General features: G+C 64.1%; 14 protein-coding genes. 4 read left to right on the top strand and 10 right to left on the bottom strand.

Going from position 1 to position 19,068, the window contains the following annotated elements; genetic code table 11:
- Positions 1-37 precede the first annotated feature (37 nt).
- The 6 genes from EEB15_RS14830 to EEB15_RS14850 form a co-directional block, all read right to left on the bottom strand.
- Positions 38-2,236: a hypothetical protein gene (locus EEB15_RS14830; RefSeq protein WP_141510635.1), complete on the bottom strand. Its 2,199-nt coding sequence runs from the start codon at positions 2,234-2,236 to the stop codon at positions 38-40.
- Positions 2,233-2,610, bottom strand: a complete 378-nt coding sequence (locus EEB15_RS33690; RefSeq protein ID WP_158290114.1) for a hypothetical protein — start codon at positions 2,608-2,610, stop codon at positions 2,233-2,235. The genes EEB15_RS14830 and EEB15_RS33690 overlap by 4 nt, the downstream gene beginning before the upstream one ends.
- 308 nt (positions 2,611-2,918) lie before the next feature.
- Positions 2,919-5,273: a hypothetical protein gene (locus EEB15_RS14835; RefSeq protein ID WP_158290115.1), complete on the bottom strand. Its 2,355-nt coding sequence runs from the start codon at positions 5,271-5,273 to the stop codon at positions 2,919-2,921.
- 221 nt (positions 5,274-5,494) lie between these two features.
- Positions 5,495-8,953: a DNA polymerase III subunit alpha gene (dnaE, locus tag EEB15_RS14840; RefSeq protein WP_141510637.1), complete on the bottom strand. Its 3,459-nt coding sequence runs from the start codon at positions 8,951-8,953 to the stop codon at positions 5,495-5,497.
- A 19-nt stretch (positions 8,954-8,972) separates the two neighbouring features.
- Entirely contained in the window at positions 8,973-10,652 is a 1,680-nt protein-coding gene (locus EEB15_RS14845) for a 7TM-DISM domain-containing protein (RefSeq protein WP_141510638.1), read from the bottom strand.
- 27 nt (positions 10,653-10,679) lie between these two features.
- Positions 10,680-12,374, bottom strand: coding sequence for a 7TM diverse intracellular signaling domain-containing protein (locus EEB15_RS14850; RefSeq protein WP_141510639.1), 1,695 nt, complete (start codon positions 12,372-12,374; stop codon positions 10,680-10,682).
- A 62-nt stretch (positions 12,375-12,436) separates the two neighbouring features.
- Between EEB15_RS14850 and EEB15_RS14855 the strand changes: the two genes are divergently transcribed.
- Entirely contained in the window at positions 12,437-13,186 is a 750-nt protein-coding gene (locus tag EEB15_RS14855) for a sulfurtransferase (protein ID WP_141510640.1), read from the top strand.
- Here the strand turns inward: EEB15_RS14855 and EEB15_RS14860 are convergent.
- From EEB15_RS14860 to EEB15_RS14875, 4 genes are read right to left on the bottom strand one after another with little or no spacing between them, the layout of a single operon-like run.
- Positions 13,161-14,057 (bottom strand): pirin family protein, encoded by an 897-nt coding sequence (locus tag EEB15_RS14860; RefSeq protein WP_141510641.1) that lies wholly within the window; start codon positions 14,055-14,057, stop codon positions 13,161-13,163. The genes EEB15_RS14855 and EEB15_RS14860 overlap by 26 nt on opposite strands.
- Before the next feature lie 20 nt (positions 14,058-14,077).
- Positions 14,078-14,635 carry a flavodoxin family protein gene (locus tag EEB15_RS14865; protein ID WP_141510642.1) on the bottom strand — a complete coding sequence of 186 codons (558 nt, stop codon included), beginning with the start codon at positions 14,633-14,635 and terminating at the stop codon, positions 14,078-14,080.
- A gap of 15 nt (positions 14,636-14,650) precedes the next feature.
- Positions 14,651-15,070 (bottom strand): DoxX family protein, encoded by a 420-nt coding sequence (locus EEB15_RS14870; RefSeq protein ID WP_141510643.1) that lies wholly within the window; start codon positions 15,068-15,070, stop codon positions 14,651-14,653.
- A 43-nt stretch (positions 15,071-15,113) separates the two neighbouring features.
- On the bottom strand, positions 15,114-15,815 hold the full coding sequence (locus tag EEB15_RS14875; protein WP_141510644.1) for a pirin family protein: 702 nt from the start codon (positions 15,813-15,815) through the stop codon (positions 15,114-15,116).
- 121 nt (positions 15,816-15,936) lie between these two features.
- Here EEB15_RS14875 and EEB15_RS14880 point away from each other — a divergent pair, with 121 nt between their 5' ends.
- From EEB15_RS14880 to gluQRS, 3 genes are all read left to right on the top strand, one after another.
- Entirely contained in the window at positions 15,937-16,869 is a 933-nt protein-coding gene (locus EEB15_RS14880; RefSeq protein WP_141510645.1) for a LysR family transcriptional regulator, read from the top strand.
- Between the two features lie 37 nt (positions 16,870-16,906).
- Positions 16,907-17,959 (top strand): FAD-dependent oxidoreductase, encoded by a 1,053-nt coding sequence (locus tag EEB15_RS14885; protein ID WP_233259489.1) that lies wholly within the window; start codon positions 16,907-16,909, stop codon positions 17,957-17,959.
- A gap of 81 nt (positions 17,960-18,040) precedes the next feature.
- Positions 18,041-18,922 (top strand): tRNA glutamyl-Q(34) synthetase GluQRS, encoded by an 882-nt coding sequence (gluQRS, locus tag EEB15_RS14895; RefSeq protein ID WP_141510647.1) that lies wholly within the window; start codon positions 18,041-18,043, stop codon positions 18,920-18,922.
- The last annotated feature ends 146 nt before the right edge of the window (positions 18,923-19,068 follow it).

The raw sequence follows: 19,068 nt of genomic DNA on the forward strand, positions 1-19,068 counted from the left end.
CCAAGGGGTTTGCGGCAACGGTCCCGCCACCGATTTACTAGGGGTTGCAGCGATCCTGTGTGGCGCCGTTCGCCTCAACGTTATACATCTCACTGAATACTCCGCCCATCACTGCCGACCCCCCAACCACTACCACTGGAGGCGTGATAGGACCAACCACCCAAGGCGAATATGAATAGCCGCCCTCCACAGTCGCGTCCGGAGTAAATTTCAGGGCCATCACCGCCCGTCCGTCATAGCGCATAGTCAACGTGAGTGGTGAACTGACCGCACCGGGAAGGCCGCGGGAGATTGAGAATGCCTCGCCACAGGACCCTCGGGTTTTGAACAACCAGACAACCACAATTTTGTCCTTGTCCGCGGATGCGGAGGGACACAGCAGTGCCCCGTTGCTCGGGTTGGTCTGGCAATTTGAAGTTAAGTTCTGTCCGGCTTGGAACGAGAACCTTGATGCCTGCAACGTACCATCGTCGAGCTTCTTGAAGATTCCCGTCTCCCCGTGAAGGTAAAGGTCCAACCGTTGACTCGTATACAGCGGTTCGAGCGTTTTCCAATCCCATGCGTAAAGCTCGGTCTCGTAGTAGCTCTCTACCTTGAACCTGAATGGGTTGATCACGAGCGAGGTGACAGCCCCAACCGACTCAGTCCCGCCTCGCTCCTCGCCCATGTCGCCGCGAAACACCAGGATGTATTGGCCCGGAACCGCGGGCTGCGGCGAACTCTCGGGAATGATAGGTAGGTCGATGTCGTCCTTGAACGCCTGATCCGCGATAGATGCTTCCCACTTGGCATTGGGCACGAGGTGACGCTTTCCGTCCTTGTCGTCGTAGTAAAGCTCGAACGTTCCGCGAATCGCTTCCCCGCTCTTATTCCAGATGCGGAAGCGGCCCAAGTGAGCAGGATCGTCGTCCCAATCCAACTGCCCCCGAAAGAAATGGTTGATGAGGCCCGCCGAATAAGCCACGGCCCGGGGCACTAGCTGGTCAGCCATTGCATCGATGTTAATGCGATTGAGCATGTAAGCCGAGCGGCCCGTTGTCTGGTGCAGGAATTCGTCCCACGCGCTAAAGGCGGCCATCGGAAAGCACTCCACCCGCGCCTGCGGATTCAAGGGGTCCTCAATGGCTCCGTACAGCAACTCATGGCTGCTGGGCGGCTCGCTGCTGGTCGCATCACATTTGGTTTTGTACGCAGCCGGGTTTGGGTCTGGCAGTGAGTATTCGGTGTTGTGAAGGTTCTTCGCTGCCGAGAAAAACGTCCTATTCGAGTAGTCGGCCAAGCCCGTCCGACTTGGCACGTCTGTAGTCTTGTCGCGAGCAGTCCAAAATTCCCTATAACTTTTGAACTTCGGGATCGGATAGCCGACTTCGATCAACGGCGAGGTACTTACGAGAGCGCCGGTTTTTGGATTTGTGAAATGTTTCCCTAGTGCACGTTGCTCTAGATACAGTTCGAAGAGGCTGGCGTGCCCACTAACCCTGGCTTGCAAGTCCTCAGGGCCGAAGCCAGAATGGGCTTCGTTGCGAGTATGCTGAGGCTGGGCCATGTCTTGAACTAGATGAACAATATCACCCAGCGCCCGGAACATCGTGGCCGTATAACTCTTTCGCGCGGCCTCTTGAGTAGTTAGAGTCCCGTTGGTTTCTATGGCATCGCCTTTGGAGTCGCGACCGGTCAACGCCCGGTATTGAGCTTCGCGCGCGTCCTCAACACCAAATCGGTTGAACCTGCTCCGCCCCGTAGCCCAGTCTGGGCTTCTTTCGCACGCGAGTGCTCCCCCGAGGCCCCCAAAGGCTTGACAGGGCGCTAGCAACTGCGGTCCGATAAGTAGCGGCCGGTCATAGATTGGGTCGTAGAAGTGGTTGAAGACCCTCAATTCCCGATAAGGCGCGTCATCCCAAAAAGGAGCCGGCGCATCGTCCTCTCGTATCGCCCCCCGTGCCATCCAACCGAGGGGGCTGAACATATCGACGAAAAGAAAATCGCGCACGAGTCGATTTTCGTCTTCCGTTATCGTTTTTCTCTCTTTTGGTGTACCCCAACGCATACCATCGAGATATACAGTCGTGGTTCCGTTGAGATCAGGCAAACCCGGTGCCACCGCCGAAAGTCCCGCGCCCAATTTTGAACTTCGGAACGCGGCGCGCGTCATTGCCGCGTGAGTCCCGGTTTCAAACCCCAGTACAGGGTCCAGTGTCAGGAGCGCAATGGCCCCGCAGAGAAACTGCCGTTTCATTTTTCTGCGCCTCCAAGTTGGGCCACAGAGTGCGCCACCCGACGAAGAAGCTCTTTCTGAGCCTCTGATGACGGCAGCTTCGTGGCCTCAACGCCTACATCGGTCATTGTTCTCAACAGTTGCGCTCTCGCCGTGTCGCTCATGATCTCGCGGGAAAATCCGCACGTAGAAGCGGCTGCTTTTGCGAAGTCTTGAAGTTCCGAAATTCTTCGGTTTTGATCACTAGAATTTGTGGATGTCATCGCAACTTGAATGAAGCGGGGCTCACTGCTTCCTCGGCGAAAGGACTCGTAGTCGGGTCTGTACGCAGGAGCGTAGAGCGCCGTCAGACTGTCAAGCTGTTGCTGCGCATTCGGGGTCACGTCAGTATGCATACTCCAATTCGGGATACTGAACTGACCTTTGTCGTTGGTTCGCACCACGTCCGTTCGAATGCACGCTGACCTACCGTCCACAAACCCGAGATTGACACGCCCGGTCCATGACCAGATGACAGTGGCGCCTGCAATTGGTTTGCCACTCGCCCCGTCCACGACAATTCCGTTGACTTCCTTGCCGCTATAGCTAGCGCCAAGAACAGCGCATGACGACAATGTGAGGACTGCGGCCAGCACAGTGGAAGCCGTCGCAAATCGGCTTCCGCCCACTTCTCGTGCCCATATGGTTCGTAAAACGCAGTTCACTACATTGCCTCGATTCGCCAAATGCCATCGTCGCTGCGGACGAAATAGATGAAAAATGAACGCTCGCCACTGGGCGTGGCCCTGCTGATCACGTATTCGGCGAGGTCGGCCGAAATCCGGCCTTCACCGAGCACGCCGAGCTTGGGAATGATGGAAGGCAGATTCGCGCCAAGCGTCTGAAAAAGGGTGCGAAATCTCTCACGCGAATTTCCATGCACGAAAGCCAAACCGCCTTCTATGTCGCGGTTTGCCAGCCGCTCCAGCATGCCGCTGAAGATTGCACGAAGCATGGCGTCAACCGCAGTGACGTCCTGAACCAGAATCGCTTTGCTGACGATGGTGGAGTTGCCCTGTTGATCGGTCACCTCGAAGCGCGGCTGGTAAACGCCGGCTGCCCCGTAGATCGTCTTGAGCGCGCCCGCGCCCAGCACTGCCTCGAACTGGCCACTTCCACCAAAATCGGCGCGCACCGACTGTGGTTGTGCGGAACCCGTGACTCTAATGGCGAATCTCACCTCCAGAGGCGCGAAGCCGACGTCAGCAGAAGGCACGATCTGGAACGCGGGAACGCCGTCGCGGTGAACAGTGATGTCCTTGCTGACGGCCTGGCCGTTTTGCAAAGTGGCCGTGATGGTCAACTTGTTGCCTCCGGGCTGCAGTGCAATTTCCGCGAAGAACCGGTCGCCGATCTTGGTGGCCACCACATCATTCACGGTCACCCCGACCTGCTCGGTGACAGAGAGACCAATCCCGACGAGCACCGCATCGCCGATGACGGTCGCGCCGTCTTGCGGAGAGAGGATGTCGAACTTGAGTGTGTCCGGCTGATAGGTGACGCCCACGTTGCGTGACGCGGTATTGCCCGCCTTGTCGATGGCGGTGAGCACGAATGCATTGAGACCTCGGTTGAGCACGACAGGCAACTCATAGCTCAGTTCGCCGCCGACCACCTGCGTAGCCGCAGTACCCACCCCTTCGAGCAGCACGGTCGCGCCGATGTCGTCGACGCGGCCGGCCAGCGTGGCCTGCGGAACGCGCACGACTGCGCCGTCCGCAGGCGTGCTTGACAAGAACCGCGGAGCGACCGTGTCCAGCGTGAAGCTGCTGGTGACAGTATTGGATAGGTGGCCAAAGCGATCTCTCGCCTGCGCCGTCAGCACGTTGACACCCTCGTCCAGACGAAGCGATGGCGTGTGACTGGCCTCGGCGGTCGCACGGTCAAACAGGAACGGGGCCAACGTTCGCTGGTTAGCCCGCGCAGTGAGCCCGTAGCCCGCGAGGAAGTCGGGGCCGATGTCGCACGGCGCGTTGTTGCACAACGCGTCGTAACGATAACTGATGGTTGGCCGCGGGTCGTTGGTGATGCCGTTGTTGATCGGCCGGGTCAGGGTCAGCGCCGGCGTGATGGCGAGCGGCGCTGCGGCGAGCAGTCTGCCCGCGCCGGCCGGGGCCACCGGAGCGCTCAAACCGCCCCCTGGTGTCAGACGGTGGATGGACTGTGCCATGCGCACCCATAGCGTCTTGGTAGCGGCATCGAAGCTGAGGTTCTGGACATCTCCCGCGCCGCCTTGCGTGACATCAATGCTGCGCCACAAGGAACCGTCGCGCTCGAACGACATCAACTGACCTGGCAATGCCACCCACATCCGCCCTGAAATGGAATCGAGAGCAATGTCTCGCACCACTTCCGGCAAGGGGATCACCTGGGCTGGTTGGGTGGGTTGGGTGATGTCGAGGCGAGTCAACTGCTTCTCACCTGCGAGCCACAGCACCGCTCCGATGCTGTCCAGTGCAATCAGCTTAGGCTCAGCTGCCAGTCGGCCGCTCAAATCGTGGACGGACAACAAGCTGCCGTCTTCTTTGTAGTGCCAGAGAACCTTGTTGCCAAGCGCCCACAAAGTTTGGTCAGCCGCGACCGCCAATCTGCGAATCGGGCCGGGGGCAGTCCAACTGGCGAGGGATTGGCCGGTGCGGGAAAGCCGGACAATGTTTTTTTCGTCCGCTAGCCACAGATCCGCCGTGTAGGGGTTGACTGCCAGTTCGGGCGCGCCCTCGATCTGGCGGGCCAAAGTGCGGAGGTCCCAGACTGACAACGGCGTCGCGGTTGCATCGAAGTGGTGGAGTTTGCGGTCGGCAAAGACCCAAGCACCGCATTCGCCAGCCACTGCTGCGAGCGACTTCGCCCCTTCCAACCGCACACTTCGGACCTCAGCCGTTTGGGTATCGATGTGTCGCACGGTGTCCGCATCGGCGAACCAGACGCAGGAAGCGCCAGCGTGACTTGTCGACAAAGCCAGGAGAAGAGTAGCAACTGACGTTCGCGCCAGAATGGCTGGTCGCAGGCAGATACGCATGATCGATGGCGCCTCCGTCTCGCCAAATGCCACCAACTGGGTACATCCCAGAAGTTATGGCAGCCTATTTAATTATTTGTGAAAAAGTGTACCACCGGTTTGCGGGCAAACACGATGCGCCTGGGTGCATTTGTGGGCGTGCGCGCCACTTAGATGCTGGGTCAAACCGAAATGACATCCCTCGGGGGTCGATGCCGGACCGCGTGCGCGATGAGGAGGCGCTACTCGTAGACGATCTGCGCCAGCCCCTGGTCGGCCTGCGCCATCCAGCTGGCCAGCGCCGCGTCGCTGGGGAAAAACTTCGCTTGCTCACCCAATTGCAACTCGGCCGTGGCCGCATCCCGCCGCAGCGACAGGCGCACGTTCAGGCCGCGAACCAGTTCACCTTGCTCCGACAGCTCCCGCTTGGGTGGGAACTCGCGCACCAGCCGCTTGATGTCCGGCGCCTTGCCGTTCACGGCCACGCGCAGGAACTTGCCGAAGCGGCATCGCGCCGTGGCCAGGTCCCACACCTGGTTCACGCTTAGACGGAACCCACCCGAGAAGCGGTCCGGCTGCAGCTTGGCCATGACGATGATCAGCTCGTCGTCCTTGAGCAGGTTCCGGTTGGCGTTGATCACGCCTTCATCGGCCGTGCATTCGATCGCGCCCGACTTGTCGTCGAGTTTGAATAGCGCGAGCTTGCCGCGCTGGCCGTTGATGACGCGGAAATCGTTGACGATGCCGGCGAGCAGTTGCGGCTCGCGGCTGTCGATCAGCTCCTCGACCTGCCGCTTGACGAAGCGGCGAACCTCCAGAGCCACTTCATCGAACAGGTGGCCCGACAGGTAGAAGCCGATCGCCGTCTTTTCGAACGTTAGCCGCTCCTTCACGCCCCAGGGCATGGCTTCGACCAGCGGCGGCTCCTGCGTGCTCGCGGCGTGTGAGTCGCCCATGTCGAAGAGGCCGCCCTGGTTGGCGTTGGCCTCAGTGGCATTGGCGAAATCGAAGGCGCGATCGACCGACGCGATCAGCGACGCGCGATTGAGTTGCAGCGCGTCGAAGGCGCCGGCCTTGATCAGCGCTTCGACTGTGCGCTTGTTGATCTTGGTCCGGTCTACGCGCACGCAGAAGTCGTAGAGGCTCGTGAACGCCCCGCCCTCTTCGCGCGCCCTGACGATCGCATCGATCGCCTGCTGTCCTGTGCCCTTCACCGCGCCCAGGCCGTAGCGGATCACTTTGTCCGAGATAGGCTCGAAGCGGTAGACGCCGCGGTTCACATCGGGAGACTCGAAAACGATGCCGAAATTCTTTTGGGCATCCTCGAACAGAGCCCGGAGCTTGTCCGTGTCGTCCATTTCCACCGTCATGTTGGCGCAGTAGAACTCCGCCGTGTAGTGGACTTTGAGCCAACCTGTGTGATACGCCAGCAGCGAATAGGCAGCGGCATGCGACTTGTTGAAGCCGTAGCCCGCAAACTTCTCCATCAGGTCGAAGATCTCGTCGGCCTTCTCTTCGCTGATGTCGTTCTTGGCCGCGCCGGCGCGGAAGATCTGCCGGTGTTCGGCCATCTCCTCGGCCTTCTTCTTGCCCATCGCGCGGCGCAGCAAGTCGGCGCCGCCGAGCGAGTAGCCGCCCAGGATCTGCGCGGTCTGCATCACCTGTTCCTGGTAGACCATGATGCCGTACGTCTCGGACAGCATCTCCGCCACCAGCGGATGCGGATACTCCACCGGCTCCCGGCCGTTCTTGCGCGCCACGAACGTGGGAATCAGGTCCATCGGGCCCGGGCGGTACAACGCGTTCAGCGCAATCAGGTCTTCCAGCCGCGAAGGCCGCGCGTCGCGCAGCATGCCCTGCATACCGCGGCTTTCAAACTGGAACACGGCTTCGGTCTTGCCATCCGCGAACAGCTTGTACGTGTGCGGGTCGTCCAGCGGCAGGTTCTCGAAAGCGAACTTCTCCTGCCCCGCGTGCCGCGCACGGATAAAGTCCTTGGCGATCTCCAGGATGGTGAGTGTGGCCAGCCCCAAGAAGTCGAACTTGACCAGGCCCGCGGCTTCGACGTCGTCCTTGTCATACTGGCTCACGGCCGAGTCGCTGCCCGGCTGCTGGTAGAGCGGCGTGAAGTCCGTGAGCTTGCCGGGGGCGATCAACACGCCGCCCGCGTGCATGCCGACGTTGCGCGTAAGCCCTTCGAGCTTTTGCGCCAGCCCCAGCAGGGTCTTGACCTCGTCTTCCTTTTCGAGCCGTTCGGCAAGGATCGGTTCGACCTTGAGCGCGCCCTCGATAGTGATGTGCTGGCCCGGCTTGTTGGGGATCAGCTTGCTGATGCCGTCGCAGAACGTGTAGCTCATGTCGAGCACGCGGCCCACGTCGCGGATGGCGGCGCGCGCGGCCATGGTGCCGAAGGTGGCGATCTGGCTCACCGCCTCCTTGCCGTATTTGTCCTTGACGTAGTCGATGACGCGGTCGCGATTGCCCTGGCAGAAGTCGATGTCGAAGTCGGGCATCGACACCCGCTCGGGGTTCAGGAAGCGCTCGAACAGCAGGTTGTACTGCAGCGGGTCCAGGTCGGTGATCTTCAGCGAATACGCGACGAGAGAACCCGCGCCGGAGCCGCGGCCCGGCCCCACCGGGCAGCCATTGTTCTTGGCCCAGTTGATGAAGTCGCCCACGATCAGGAAGTAGCCGGGGAACCCCATCTTCAGGATGGTGTTGATCTCGAACTCCAGCCGGTCCACGTAGCGCGGCATTTCCTTTTCCCGCTTCGCTGCATCGGGGTACAAGTGCAGCATCCGCTCCTTCAGCCCCTCGTGCGAGGAGAAGCGGAAGTACTCCTCGATCGGCATGCCGTTGGGTGTCGGATAGTCGGGCAGCCTCGGCTTGCCCAGCTCCAGCACCAGGTTGCAGCGCTTGGCGATCTCCAGCGTATTGGCCACTGCCGACGGCAGGTCGGCGAACAGCGCCTCCATCGCGGCCTGCGGCTTGAAATATTGTTCGCGAGTGAACTTGCGCACGCGCCGCTGGTTGCCCAGGATCTCGCCTTCGGAGATGCAGACGCGCGCCTCGTGCGCCTCGTAGTCGTCCTCGCGCGTGAACTGCACCGGGTGCGTCGCGACCACCGGCAGGTTCAGACGCGCGGCCAATTGCACCGCCGCCGCCACGTGCGCTTCGTCGTCGACGCGGCCAGCCCGTTGTACCTCGATGTAGAAACGATGCGGAAACACGGATGCGAGCGCCAGTGCAGCGTCCGTAGCCCGCTGTTCGTCGCCCTGCAGCAGCGCTTGGCCAACCGGCCCCGCCTGCGCACCCGACAGCGCGATCAGCCCTTCGCCGAGTTCGCGCAGCCATTCCAGCTTGCAAACGGCCTGGGCCTTCACAACGTTGCCCGTCCAGCCACGTGCCAGTAGTTCGCACAGGTTGAGGTAGCCCTGCTTGTTCTGCACCAGCAGCACCATGCGCGAAAGCATGCCGGCGTCCTTGCCCAGCCCCTGCAGCGTGATCTCGCATCCGACGATCGGCTTGACGCCCGCGCCGCGTGCTTCCTTGTAGAACTTGATGGCGCCGAACAGGTTGTTCAGATCGGTAATCGCCAGCGCGGGCTGCCTGTCGCCCGATGCGGCCTTCACGGTTTCGTCGATGCGGTTCGTGCCGTCGACGATGGAAAATTCGGTGTGCAGTCGCAGGTGAACAAACATCCCGGCATTTTACGGCGCACTAGACCAGTGTGATCCGCTTGTTGCCCTCGAGCGCGCGTGCGGGCTCTTCGAGGCGGGCCAGCATCCCCTTCAGGCCGGTGCTTTCCGGCGCGCAACGTGTGAACACGATGCGCAGGTCGAAGTCGCCGGAGGGGCCGAGCTCATCGGCCAGGCGCGCGCTGCCCGCTAGCACCTGCGTTGCGAAGGCCTTGACAGCGGGCGCGTCCATGCTGCGGTTACTCACCGCCGCGAATCGCGTCTTCGACAGGCGGCCGATGGACCAGCTGTCGCCCAGCACCGATTGCAAGCCGGCGGCAAATCGCACCAGTGCGCGCTCGGTGAGCACGAAGCCATGCTCGACGCTCGTGCGCTCCAGCCCGGGAAGGAAGAACACCATGGACCAGGTGCGCTGCCCCTGGCTGCCCTGTCGCAGCATCGCCTCGTCGTACGCGAGCTGGAAGCCCGAATACGACAGCAACGCCGTCAGCGGATCGCGGTTCGCACCCACGGCCGCACGCCCCAGCACGTCGCGGCCATGGCGCTCGCGCATGAACAGCATGTAGCGGAACACGAGAACGCTTGCGTATACGAGCACGTCGGTCAGGGCGTCGCTCAGGTCGAGTTCGCTGATGATCTCGAAGTCGAACACCGCGCTTCCCACCGCAAGCGCATAGCAAACGTTGGCGGCCACCACCAGTCCCACGAAGCGGCCGCCCGCAAGCGCGCTGGCGACGCACATTGCCAAGCCAATCGCGGCCGTCATCACGGCCCACCCCAGTGCGCCCAATCCGCGCCAGTCGTGCGGCAACCACTGAATCTGCACCGCGGCGTAGATCAATGCCACGAGCGGCGCGGCGATGGCGACCGCCCGCGAAGCGCGCCGGAAGTAGCGAGCGTCCAGCGCGAACGCCGTCATGCTCAACACGAGCCCGCTGAGGATCACGGAACTGGCGTGCTTGCTCGCATCGTTGAAGCGGGGCCATTCCGGCGTGAACCACATCGCCATCGAACCATTCAGGCACAGCACGAACACCAGGGCCCAGGCTGCCACGACAGGCAGCAGCAGCCTCGCGCCTCGCGTCAGCGAAAAACCGGAGACAAGGCAAAGCAGCAGCACCATGATGCCCAGCCCGCTGACGAAGCCGGAAACCACCGCCTGGTGCACATGGGCCTTGCGGTAGCCCGCGTCCGACAACAGCAGCACGGGCGATGACAGCCCGCCGTCGTTGAGCATCGTGACAATCACCTGCGCCGGCGCTTCGCCCAGCAGCACCGGGAAAGCAGGCATGGGGCCGACAACCGGCCATTGGGAAAGCGGCACCCTGTCGCCCGCGACGGCGCTCTTCCATGAGCCCGCTTCACCGTAGCGGTACCACACACGCACTTCGTCCATCCGCGGGGAAGGAACCAGGAGCACGAACTGTTCGAGTTCCCGCCTTCCCTGCAAGACGACGCGTCCCACGACACGCTGGCCGGCATCGACATCCCACTGCGGCTCTCGCGGCGCGGCCGGCGGCCGCAAGGGCAGCGCCCACGCCGTGTCCGGATCGAGAACCTCGCGCGCGGGCATCACGTCCATGGTCATCAGCGGCGCCAGATTCACAGGGGCTTCGGCCTGCCCCGGCTGCACGGAAGGAATGGCACCTGCCAAACAAGGCGCCGTGAGGAAAACCGCAACAAGGAAACGCGCGAAGTTCACGGCTGCATGCTAGACCAGCCGCGCCGGCTACACCAGCGTGATCCGTTTGAGGCCATCGAGCCCGCGGGCAGCTTCTTCCAGCTGGAGCAGCAGCCCCTTCAACCCGGCAGGGCTGGGCCGGCAGCGGGTGAAGGCGATCCGCAGATCGAAATCCGTGACGGGGGCGACCGGGTCCGACATGCGCGTGCCGTTCGCCAGCACCTGCGTGGCCAGCGCTTGCACGCGCTCCGCGTCCACAGGATGGATCGGTACACAGGCGAACCGCGTCTTGCTCAGGCGCCCGATCGCCCAACCGTCACCCAGCACCGACTGCAGGCAGGCCGCGAATCGCACCAATGCGCGCTCGGTCAACACGAACCCGTAGTCGGCGCTGCTTCGCTCCAGCCCCGGCAGCAGGAACAGGATGGCCCACGTGCCGCTTGGCTGTTGTCCATGCCGCAGTAAAGCCTCGTCATAAGCGAGCTGGAATCCCGAATACGACAGCAACGCGGTCAACGGATCGCGGTTCGCGCTCACAGCGGCACGCGCGAGCACGTCCTGGCCATAGCGCTCGCGCAAGAAAATCGCGTGCCGGATCGACAGTACGCTCCCGTACAGCAGCGCCGCCGACACGGCACTGCGCAAGTCCAGCGCACCACCGGGATTGAAGTCCATCAGCGTCACGGCGACCGCCAGCGGGTGGCACAGCACAGCGGCCGTCACCAGCCGGGAGAAACGGCCCCCGGCCAGCGCGCTGGCGCCGCACAACGCCAAGGCCAGCAAGACCATCAACGCCGCCCACGCCAATGCGCCCGGCGTGCGCCATGCATTGGGCATGTACAGGGCCTGCACAACTGCGTACGCCGCCCCGGCCACCGGCGCGGCCCAGGTGACCCATGGCCGCCACCGGCCGAGAAAGCGCGAATCGAGCGCTTGCACCGTGATGGCCAGCACCAGCCCGCTCAGGATCACAGACGTCACGTGCTTGCTGTCGTCGTTGAACTCCGGCCACTCCGGCGTCAGCAAGATCGCCATGTCGCCGTTGAAGCACATCACCGTGAGCAACGTCCATGCCGCGACGCCCAGCAGCAGCCAGCTGGCGCTGCGGCGCAATGTGAGCCCTGCTATCAGGCACACCACCATCACCATCAGCCCCAGGCCCGTCACCAGGCCGGAGAGCATCGATTGGCGCGTCTGCACTTCCCGATACAGCGGGTCGGGCATGATCAGCACGGGCACCGACATGTCGCCGTCGTTGACCAGGGTGACGATCAGTTCCACCGGTGTTTCCGTGATGAGCAGTGCGAACGCCGGCGCCGGGCCCACGAAGGGCCAGCGCGAGAGTGCGACTCGGTCGCCCGCGAGGGCGCCCTTCCAGCTACCGCCTGCTTCCTGCCGGTACCAGACCTGCACCTCGTCGACGCGCGCCGACGGCACCAGCACCACGAATTCGTCCTTCTCGCGCGAGCCCTGCAGCGTGATGCGCCCCACCAGCCTTTCGCCGGAACGCACCTTCCAACGGCCCGAGGGTTCAACGCTGGCGTTCGGCAGCGGACGGGCCCAGAAGGCATCGGGATCCGGCAGCGTTTGCGCGGGCAGCACCTCGGTGACCATCTCGCCGTCGAGGTGGATGACGGCGCGGCCCTGGCTCAATTGCAGCGTAGGAAGGCTCGCCCCCGCCGGCACGCACGCCATGAGCGTGAGCACCACGAGTAGCCGCGCAACGAGCACGATAATCTGCACTGTGACCGCGCCTCTTCTAGTTGTGCGCTCAATCTAGTCCTTTCCGCCCCGTGCCACAAGCCATGCAACACGTCCTCAACATCGCCGGCTACCGATTCGTGCGAATCGCGAACACGCACGCCCTGAGCGAGCAGCTGTTGCCGCTGGCCCGGGGCCTGGCGCTGCGCGGCACCATCCTGATCGCGGAGGAAGGGATCAACTTCTTCCTGGCCGGCCCGGAGCACGCGGTGCGTGCGTTCGTCACCGCGTTGCACGACGATCCGCGCTTTGCGGGCCTTGAGGTCAAGGAGAGCTGGTCGGCGACACAGCCTTTCGGCAAGCTGCTGGTCAAGGTCAAGCCGGAGATCATCCGCATGAACCACCCCGCCATTCAACCCGCCGAAGGCCGGGCGCCGGCCGTGGACCCGGCAACCGTCAGGCGCTGGCTGGACCAGGGCCACGACGACGAGGGCCGCCCGGTCGTCACGCTCGACACGCGCAATGCCTTCGAAGTCGACCACGGCACCTTCGAAGGCGCGATCGACTGGCGGCTGTCGAAGTTCAGCGAATTTCCCGACGCGTTGCAAACGCACAAGGCACAGCTCGAAGGCAAGACGGTGGTGAGTTTCTGCACGGGCGGCATCCGGTGCGAGAAAGCGGCGATCTACATGCGCGAGGCCGGCCTTTCGCACGTCTGGCAGCTCGACGGTGGCATCCTGAAGTACTTCGAGGACACCGGCGGTGCGCACTTCCGCGGCGACTGTTTCGTCTTCGACGAGCGCGAAGCGCTCGACCCTTCCCTCGCCCCTAGGAAAGCGGGTTCGGCGGAGTGAACCGCGTTGGCGGTAGAGGAATGAATTCGCTCTCGCCCGGCACCTGGCCCATGCGCTGAGCCTCCCAATCTTCGGCTGCTTGCAGGATGCGCTCCTTGCGGCTGGACACGAAGTTCCACCACATGTGGCGCGGCCCGTCCAGCGCCGCGCCGCCGATCACGACGAAACGTGCAGGCTGATCCACGCTGAAAACGGTGTCGGCGGCCGGTTGCAAGACAGCCATGGTTCGGGCCGCAAGCGCAGCGCCATCCAAAGAGATGTGCCCTTGCACGGGATAGGCCGCCAACTCCTGCGCGAGCGGCGGCAAGACGAACGTTCCGCCGGGCGGCAACAAGACGTCAAGATAGAGCGTGGGCGATAACGCCGCCACCGGCGAGCGCACGCCGAAAGCCTCGCCCACCAGCACGCGTACCTTCGCGCCGTCCACCTCCACTTCGGGGATGGCGGACGCAGGGGTGTGTGCAAACGCGGGCTCGTCTTCTTCATGCGCCTGCGGCAGCGCCGTCCACGGCTGCAGGCCGTGCATCGGGTAGGTGCTGTCGCGCAGGCCTTCGGGCTTGCGCTCGGAGTGGACGATGCCACGGCCCGATGTCATCCAGTTGATCGCGCCGGGCTCGATCAGTTGCTGCGTGCCCAGGCTGTCGCGATGCATCATCGCGCCTTCGAAAAGATACGTGACGGTCGCAAGGCCGATGTGCGGGTGCGGCCGCACGTCGTGGTTGGCGCTGGGTGGCACCTCCGTCGGCCCGAAGTGGTCGAAGAAGACGAAGGGGCCGACGCTGCGCTGGCGCGCGGACGGCAGCAGCCGCCGCACGACGAAACCGCCGCCAAGGTCTTTTTCCTGCCCTGCCAGTTCGAGTTGGATCGTCATCAGGTCCCTTCTTCGGGGCGCTACGCGCCCTTGAGCCGCCCTGTCACCTCAGCCACGCGTTGGCCGAAGAGCTTGGCCGTTGCGAGGTCGCCGGCGGCCATGTCGCTCGTTCCCCCATCGGAGGGCGACGCGGCGACCGCCCCGCTGTAAGAGACCAGGTAGTTGACGTCGTCGCGCTTGGCGCCCAGCGTGTTCGACGGCATCAGCCCCTGGCTGACCCACACCATCGAATGCTGCATCGCCAGCGTGAACAGGGTGAACAAGGTGTTGAGCTTGTCGCCGTTCATGCCGGCGCTGTTGGTGAAGCCCGCCGCCACCTTGTCTTTCCATTCCTGCGCGTACCACTGCCGCGAGGACGCATCGGCGAACTTCTTGAACTGCCAGCTGACGCTGCCCATGTAGGTGGGCGAGCCGAAGATGATGGCGTCTGCCGCCTTCAGCCGGTCCCAGCCACCGGCCGGCAGGTTGCCGTCGGCGTCGATGGCGATCAGTTCAGCGTCCGCGCCTTCGGCCACCGCCTGCGCCATGCGCTGCGTGTGGCCGTAGCCGGAGTGGAAGACGACCGCGATGTTCGGCATGCAGGCGATTCTGCCTCAGGCCTTGCCGCGGCGCCCGTCCAGGCTGAAGCGGCCGGCACCGAAGGCCGTCAACACAAGCAGCCCACCCAGCACGGCGATGTTCTTGTCGAACGCCTGCTTTTGCATCATCTGCTCGGCCGCCGGCAACGCCCAGTAACCGTGGAAGATCGGGGTGATCACGGCGATGAAAATTGCCAGGCCCAGCGCGGCCCAGCGCGCCTGCCAGCCGACCAGCAGCAACAGGCCGAGCCCCAGCTCGGCAGCAATCGCGATTGCCGCGCAGACTTCCGGCAGCGGCACGCCTTTGGAAGCGATGTAGCCGGCGACGCCCGAGAAGCCGGCGATCTTGCCCCAGCCCGCCGGAATGAAAAGCCAGGCGACGAGCACGCGGCCGACGAGTGCCAGGGTGTCCTGGACGGAATTGTTGTTGGTCATGGGAAAACTCCTTGATGTTGTGGGTGAGAGAAGAAAATAGTGATCAGGCTTCGAGGTCGAACACCAGCACTTCGGCTTGCTTGCCTTCAGAGAGCGAGACCTGCGCCTCGTCCTGGAGCATCGCGGCATCGCCTGCGGACAGGCGCTTGCCGTTGATTTCGACCTCGCCGCGCACGACGTGCACGTAGCCCTTGCGCGAAGGATCCAGCGCCAGGCTGAAGCTTTCGCTGCCGTCGAAAAGGCCGGCGTGCACCCGCGCATCGGCGTGGATCAGCACCGAACCCTCGGCGCCGTCCGGAGAGGCCACGAGGCGCAGCCGGCCGCGCTTGTCGGTGTCGGGAAAACTCTTCTGCTCGTAGCTCGCGGGAATGCCGGTGACGTTCGGCTGGATCCAGATCTGCAGGAAGTGCGTGGTCTCTTGGGGCGCGTGGTTGAACTCGCTGTGCTGCACGCCCGTGCCCGCGCTCATGCGCTGAACGTCGCCCGGCGGGATGCCTTTGACGTTGCCCAACGTGTCCTTGTGGGCGAGGTTGCCTTCGAGCACGTAGCTGATGATTTCCATGTCGCGGTGGCCGTGCGTGCCGAAGCCGGTGCCCGGCGCGATGCGGTCTTCATTGATCACCCGCAGGTTGCCGAAGCCCATGTGCTTGGGGTCGTAGTAGTTGGCGAAGGAAAAACTGTGAAACGACTTGAGCCAGCCATGGTCGGCGTAGCCGCGGTCCTGGGATTTGCGAAGAGTCAGCATGGCTTTCTTTCATTCAACGTTCGATGGTGTCAATGTAGGGCCGCGGGTGCTGTCGGCGGACCGCCCGTTTTTGATGGCATCATGCAAAAAAACTGAATGAGGCTCAGCCTCCTGCTCATCCATGCCAACGGCCCGCGACGTCCTGACGCCCGAAGCGCTCTCCCTGCTGCAAGCTGTGGCTCAAGCGGGCAGCTTCGCGGCCGCGGCGCGCGAACTCGCGCTCGTGCCCAGCGCCGTCACCTATCGCATCCGCCAGATCGAGGACGCGCTCGACGTGCTGCTGTTCGACCGCAGCTCGCGCCAGGCCAAGCTCACCGAAGCCGGCACCGAGCTGCTGCGCGAAGGCGGGCGGCTGCTGCTGGAAATCGACGCTGTCGCCAACCGCGTCAAGCGCGTGGCAACGGGATGGGAATCGGAGCTGACGATCGCGGTGGACACGGTGATCTCCTGCTCCACGGTGATGGAGCTGTCGCAGGCCTTCTTCGAACTGGCGCCTACGACCCGGCTGCGCATGCGCGACGAGTCGCTGTCGGGGACGCTGGAAGCGCTGACCCTCGGCCAGGCCGACCTGGCCATCGGCCTCGCAATCGAACCCGGGAATGCGGCGGGCATCCAGACCGGCGTGTTGGGCGATCTGCAATTCGTCTTCGCGATGGCTCCGCACCACCCGCTCGCGAATGCCAAGGAACCGCTGAAAGACGACCTGCTGCAAAAGCACCGCGCCGTCGCCGTGGCGGACTCGGTTCAGCGCGGCACGGCCGTCACCTTGGGCCTGCTAGCCGGCCAGGATGTGTTGACTGTGCCGACCATGCGGGCCAAGCTCGACGCGCTTCTTCGCGGGCTGGGCGCGGGCTTCGTGCCCGAGCCCATGGCGCGGCCCTACATCGAGACCGGCCGTCTCGCCGTCAAGCAGGTTCAGCGAACCACCCGCCTGGTGCGTCTCTGTTATGCGTGGCGCAGCAGCGCTGCACCGGGCCGCGCATTGCAGTGGTGGCTGGCGCAGCTGGAAAGCCCCGCGACGCGGCGCGCGCTGCTGGAACAACACCGGACTTGAGGCCGCTCACGGGACGCATGCCACAATGAACCACAAGATGGCTAAACAACCCAAAAATATCGCCGTGATCGGCGCGGGCATCGCGGGCTTGGCCTGCGCCCGGACGCTGGCCCAGGCCGGCCAGCGCGTCACAGTGTTCGAGAAGGCGCCTTCGGTGGGCGGCCGCCTTGCCAGCTGCGACACGCCTTTCGGTACTTTCGACCATGGCGCCCAGTACTTCACGGTGCGCGATCCGCGCTTCCAGAAAGTGCTGTCGACTGCGCCGGGGCTTTGCAAACCGTGGAGCGCCAACGCCGTGCGAGTGCTCGATCCGCATGGGCGGGTGGCCGAGGCCGCCCTGCCCGCGCCCGAGCACCACTGGGTGGCCGTGCCCGCCATGGACGCCCTGCCGCGTCACTGGGCGCAGCCGCTCGCCGCGGCGGGCAGCCTGGAGTTGGAAACGCGGGTCACGCGCATCGAACGGGACGCGCTCGATGCCAAGCGGTGGCAGTTGCAGACAAGCGGTCCGCAGGATTCGGTTCATGTGTATTCGGGCTTCGACGCCGTCGTGCTGGCCGTGCCCCATGCCCTGGCGGGCGGACTGTTGGACCAGTCGAGCGTTGCCCCGCGTTTCGCCCAGCAGCTTCAAGGCGTGGAAGTTGCGCCTTGCTGGGCACTGATGCTTGCCTTTCCGCAGGCCGTGCAGCCGACCTTGTCGCACCTGGGCCCGCAATGGAATGCCGCGCTCAGCACTCATCACCGCATCGCCTGGCTGGCCCGCGAGTCGTCCAAGCCCGGCCGCGGCGGGATCGAGCGCTGGACGGTGCAAGCCAGCGCGGGCTGGTCTCAGGAGCACGTCGACGACGACCCGCACCGCGTGCAGGCCAAACTGTTGAAGGCCTTCTCCGAGGTTACAGGCATCCATGCCGAGCCGTCGCACAGCGAGGTTCATCGCTGGCGTTGGGCCAAGACGCAGAAGCCACTGGGACAAAGCCACCTGTGGGACGCGAAGTCGGGAATCGGCGTGGCCGGTGACTGGTGTTTGGGCCATCGCGTGGAAGAAGCGTTCATCTCGGGCCTGGAACTCGCACTGGCGGTGCACAAGGGCTGAGAGGCCGCAGTGAGCGCCGCTGGGCCGCCCCAAGGCGCGAAGGCCCCCTCGGGGGGCAGCGCAGTACACGAAGTGACAAGCGTGGGGGCCACATACGTTGGCCGCTTCGCGCCTTCGCCTACCGGCCCGATGCACGCGGGCTCGCTCGTTGCGGCTTTGGCCAGTTGGCTGGATGCGCGGGCGAATGCCGGCCGCTGGCTGGTTCGCATCGAAGACGTCGACACGCCGCGCTGCGTTGCCGGCGCGGCGGAAATCATCCTGAAGCAACTTGCGGATTGCGGGCTCGTTCCAGACGAAGAACCGGTCTGGCAGTCGGCGCGCGGCGCGTTGTATCAGCAGGCGCTCGATCAATTGGTGAGTGAAGGCCACGCCTACCCCTGCGCCTGTTCGCGCAAGGACATCGAACTCGCACTGGCAGCGCAGGGCCACGAGCATGAACGCGGCGGCGAGCTGGTCTATCCCGGCACGTGCCGCACCGGCTTGCATGGCCGGCCCGCGCGCGCCTGGCGCTTGCGGACCACCGCCGCGCCGGTGCGGTGGCATGACCGGCGGCTCGGCCCACAGCAGCAGGACGTGGAAAAAAAAGTCGGCGACTTCGTCCTGAAGCGCGCCGACGGCTTGTGGGCCTACCAGCTCGCCGTGGTGGTGGACGACGCGGCGCAAGGCATTACACAGGTCGTGCGCGGAGAAGACCTGGCGGACAACACCGCACGGCAAATCCTGCTGCAGCGCGCGCTGCGCTTGCCCACGCCCGGCTACCTGCACATACCGTTGGTGCTCGGCCCTAGTGGCGAGAAGTTGTCGAAACAAAACGGCGCGCAGGCGCTGGATACCGCCCATCCACTGCGCGTGCTCAATGCCGCCGCGCAAACGTTGGGCCTGGCCGCGCAAACCGGCAGCGTCACGCACGCCCTGGCGTCATGGCATCGGTCCATGGCGCTGCGTAGCACCCACGGCATATGAAAGGGTGCACACCATTCGGGGGCCACCGCGGAACCGGCTTTGCCGGGCCGCTGGTGGCGCCCCCTTGAGGGGGAGGCGCCGAAGGCGCTTCGGGGGTGGTCAATCCTTCGCCTCCTACAATCTGCCGCGTGACTGAACCCGGCAAG

The sequence above is a fragment of the Ramlibacter sp. WS9 genome (assembly GCF_003797765.1).
GTDB lineage: Bacteria > Pseudomonadota > Gammaproteobacteria > Burkholderiales > Burkholderiaceae_C > Ramlibacter.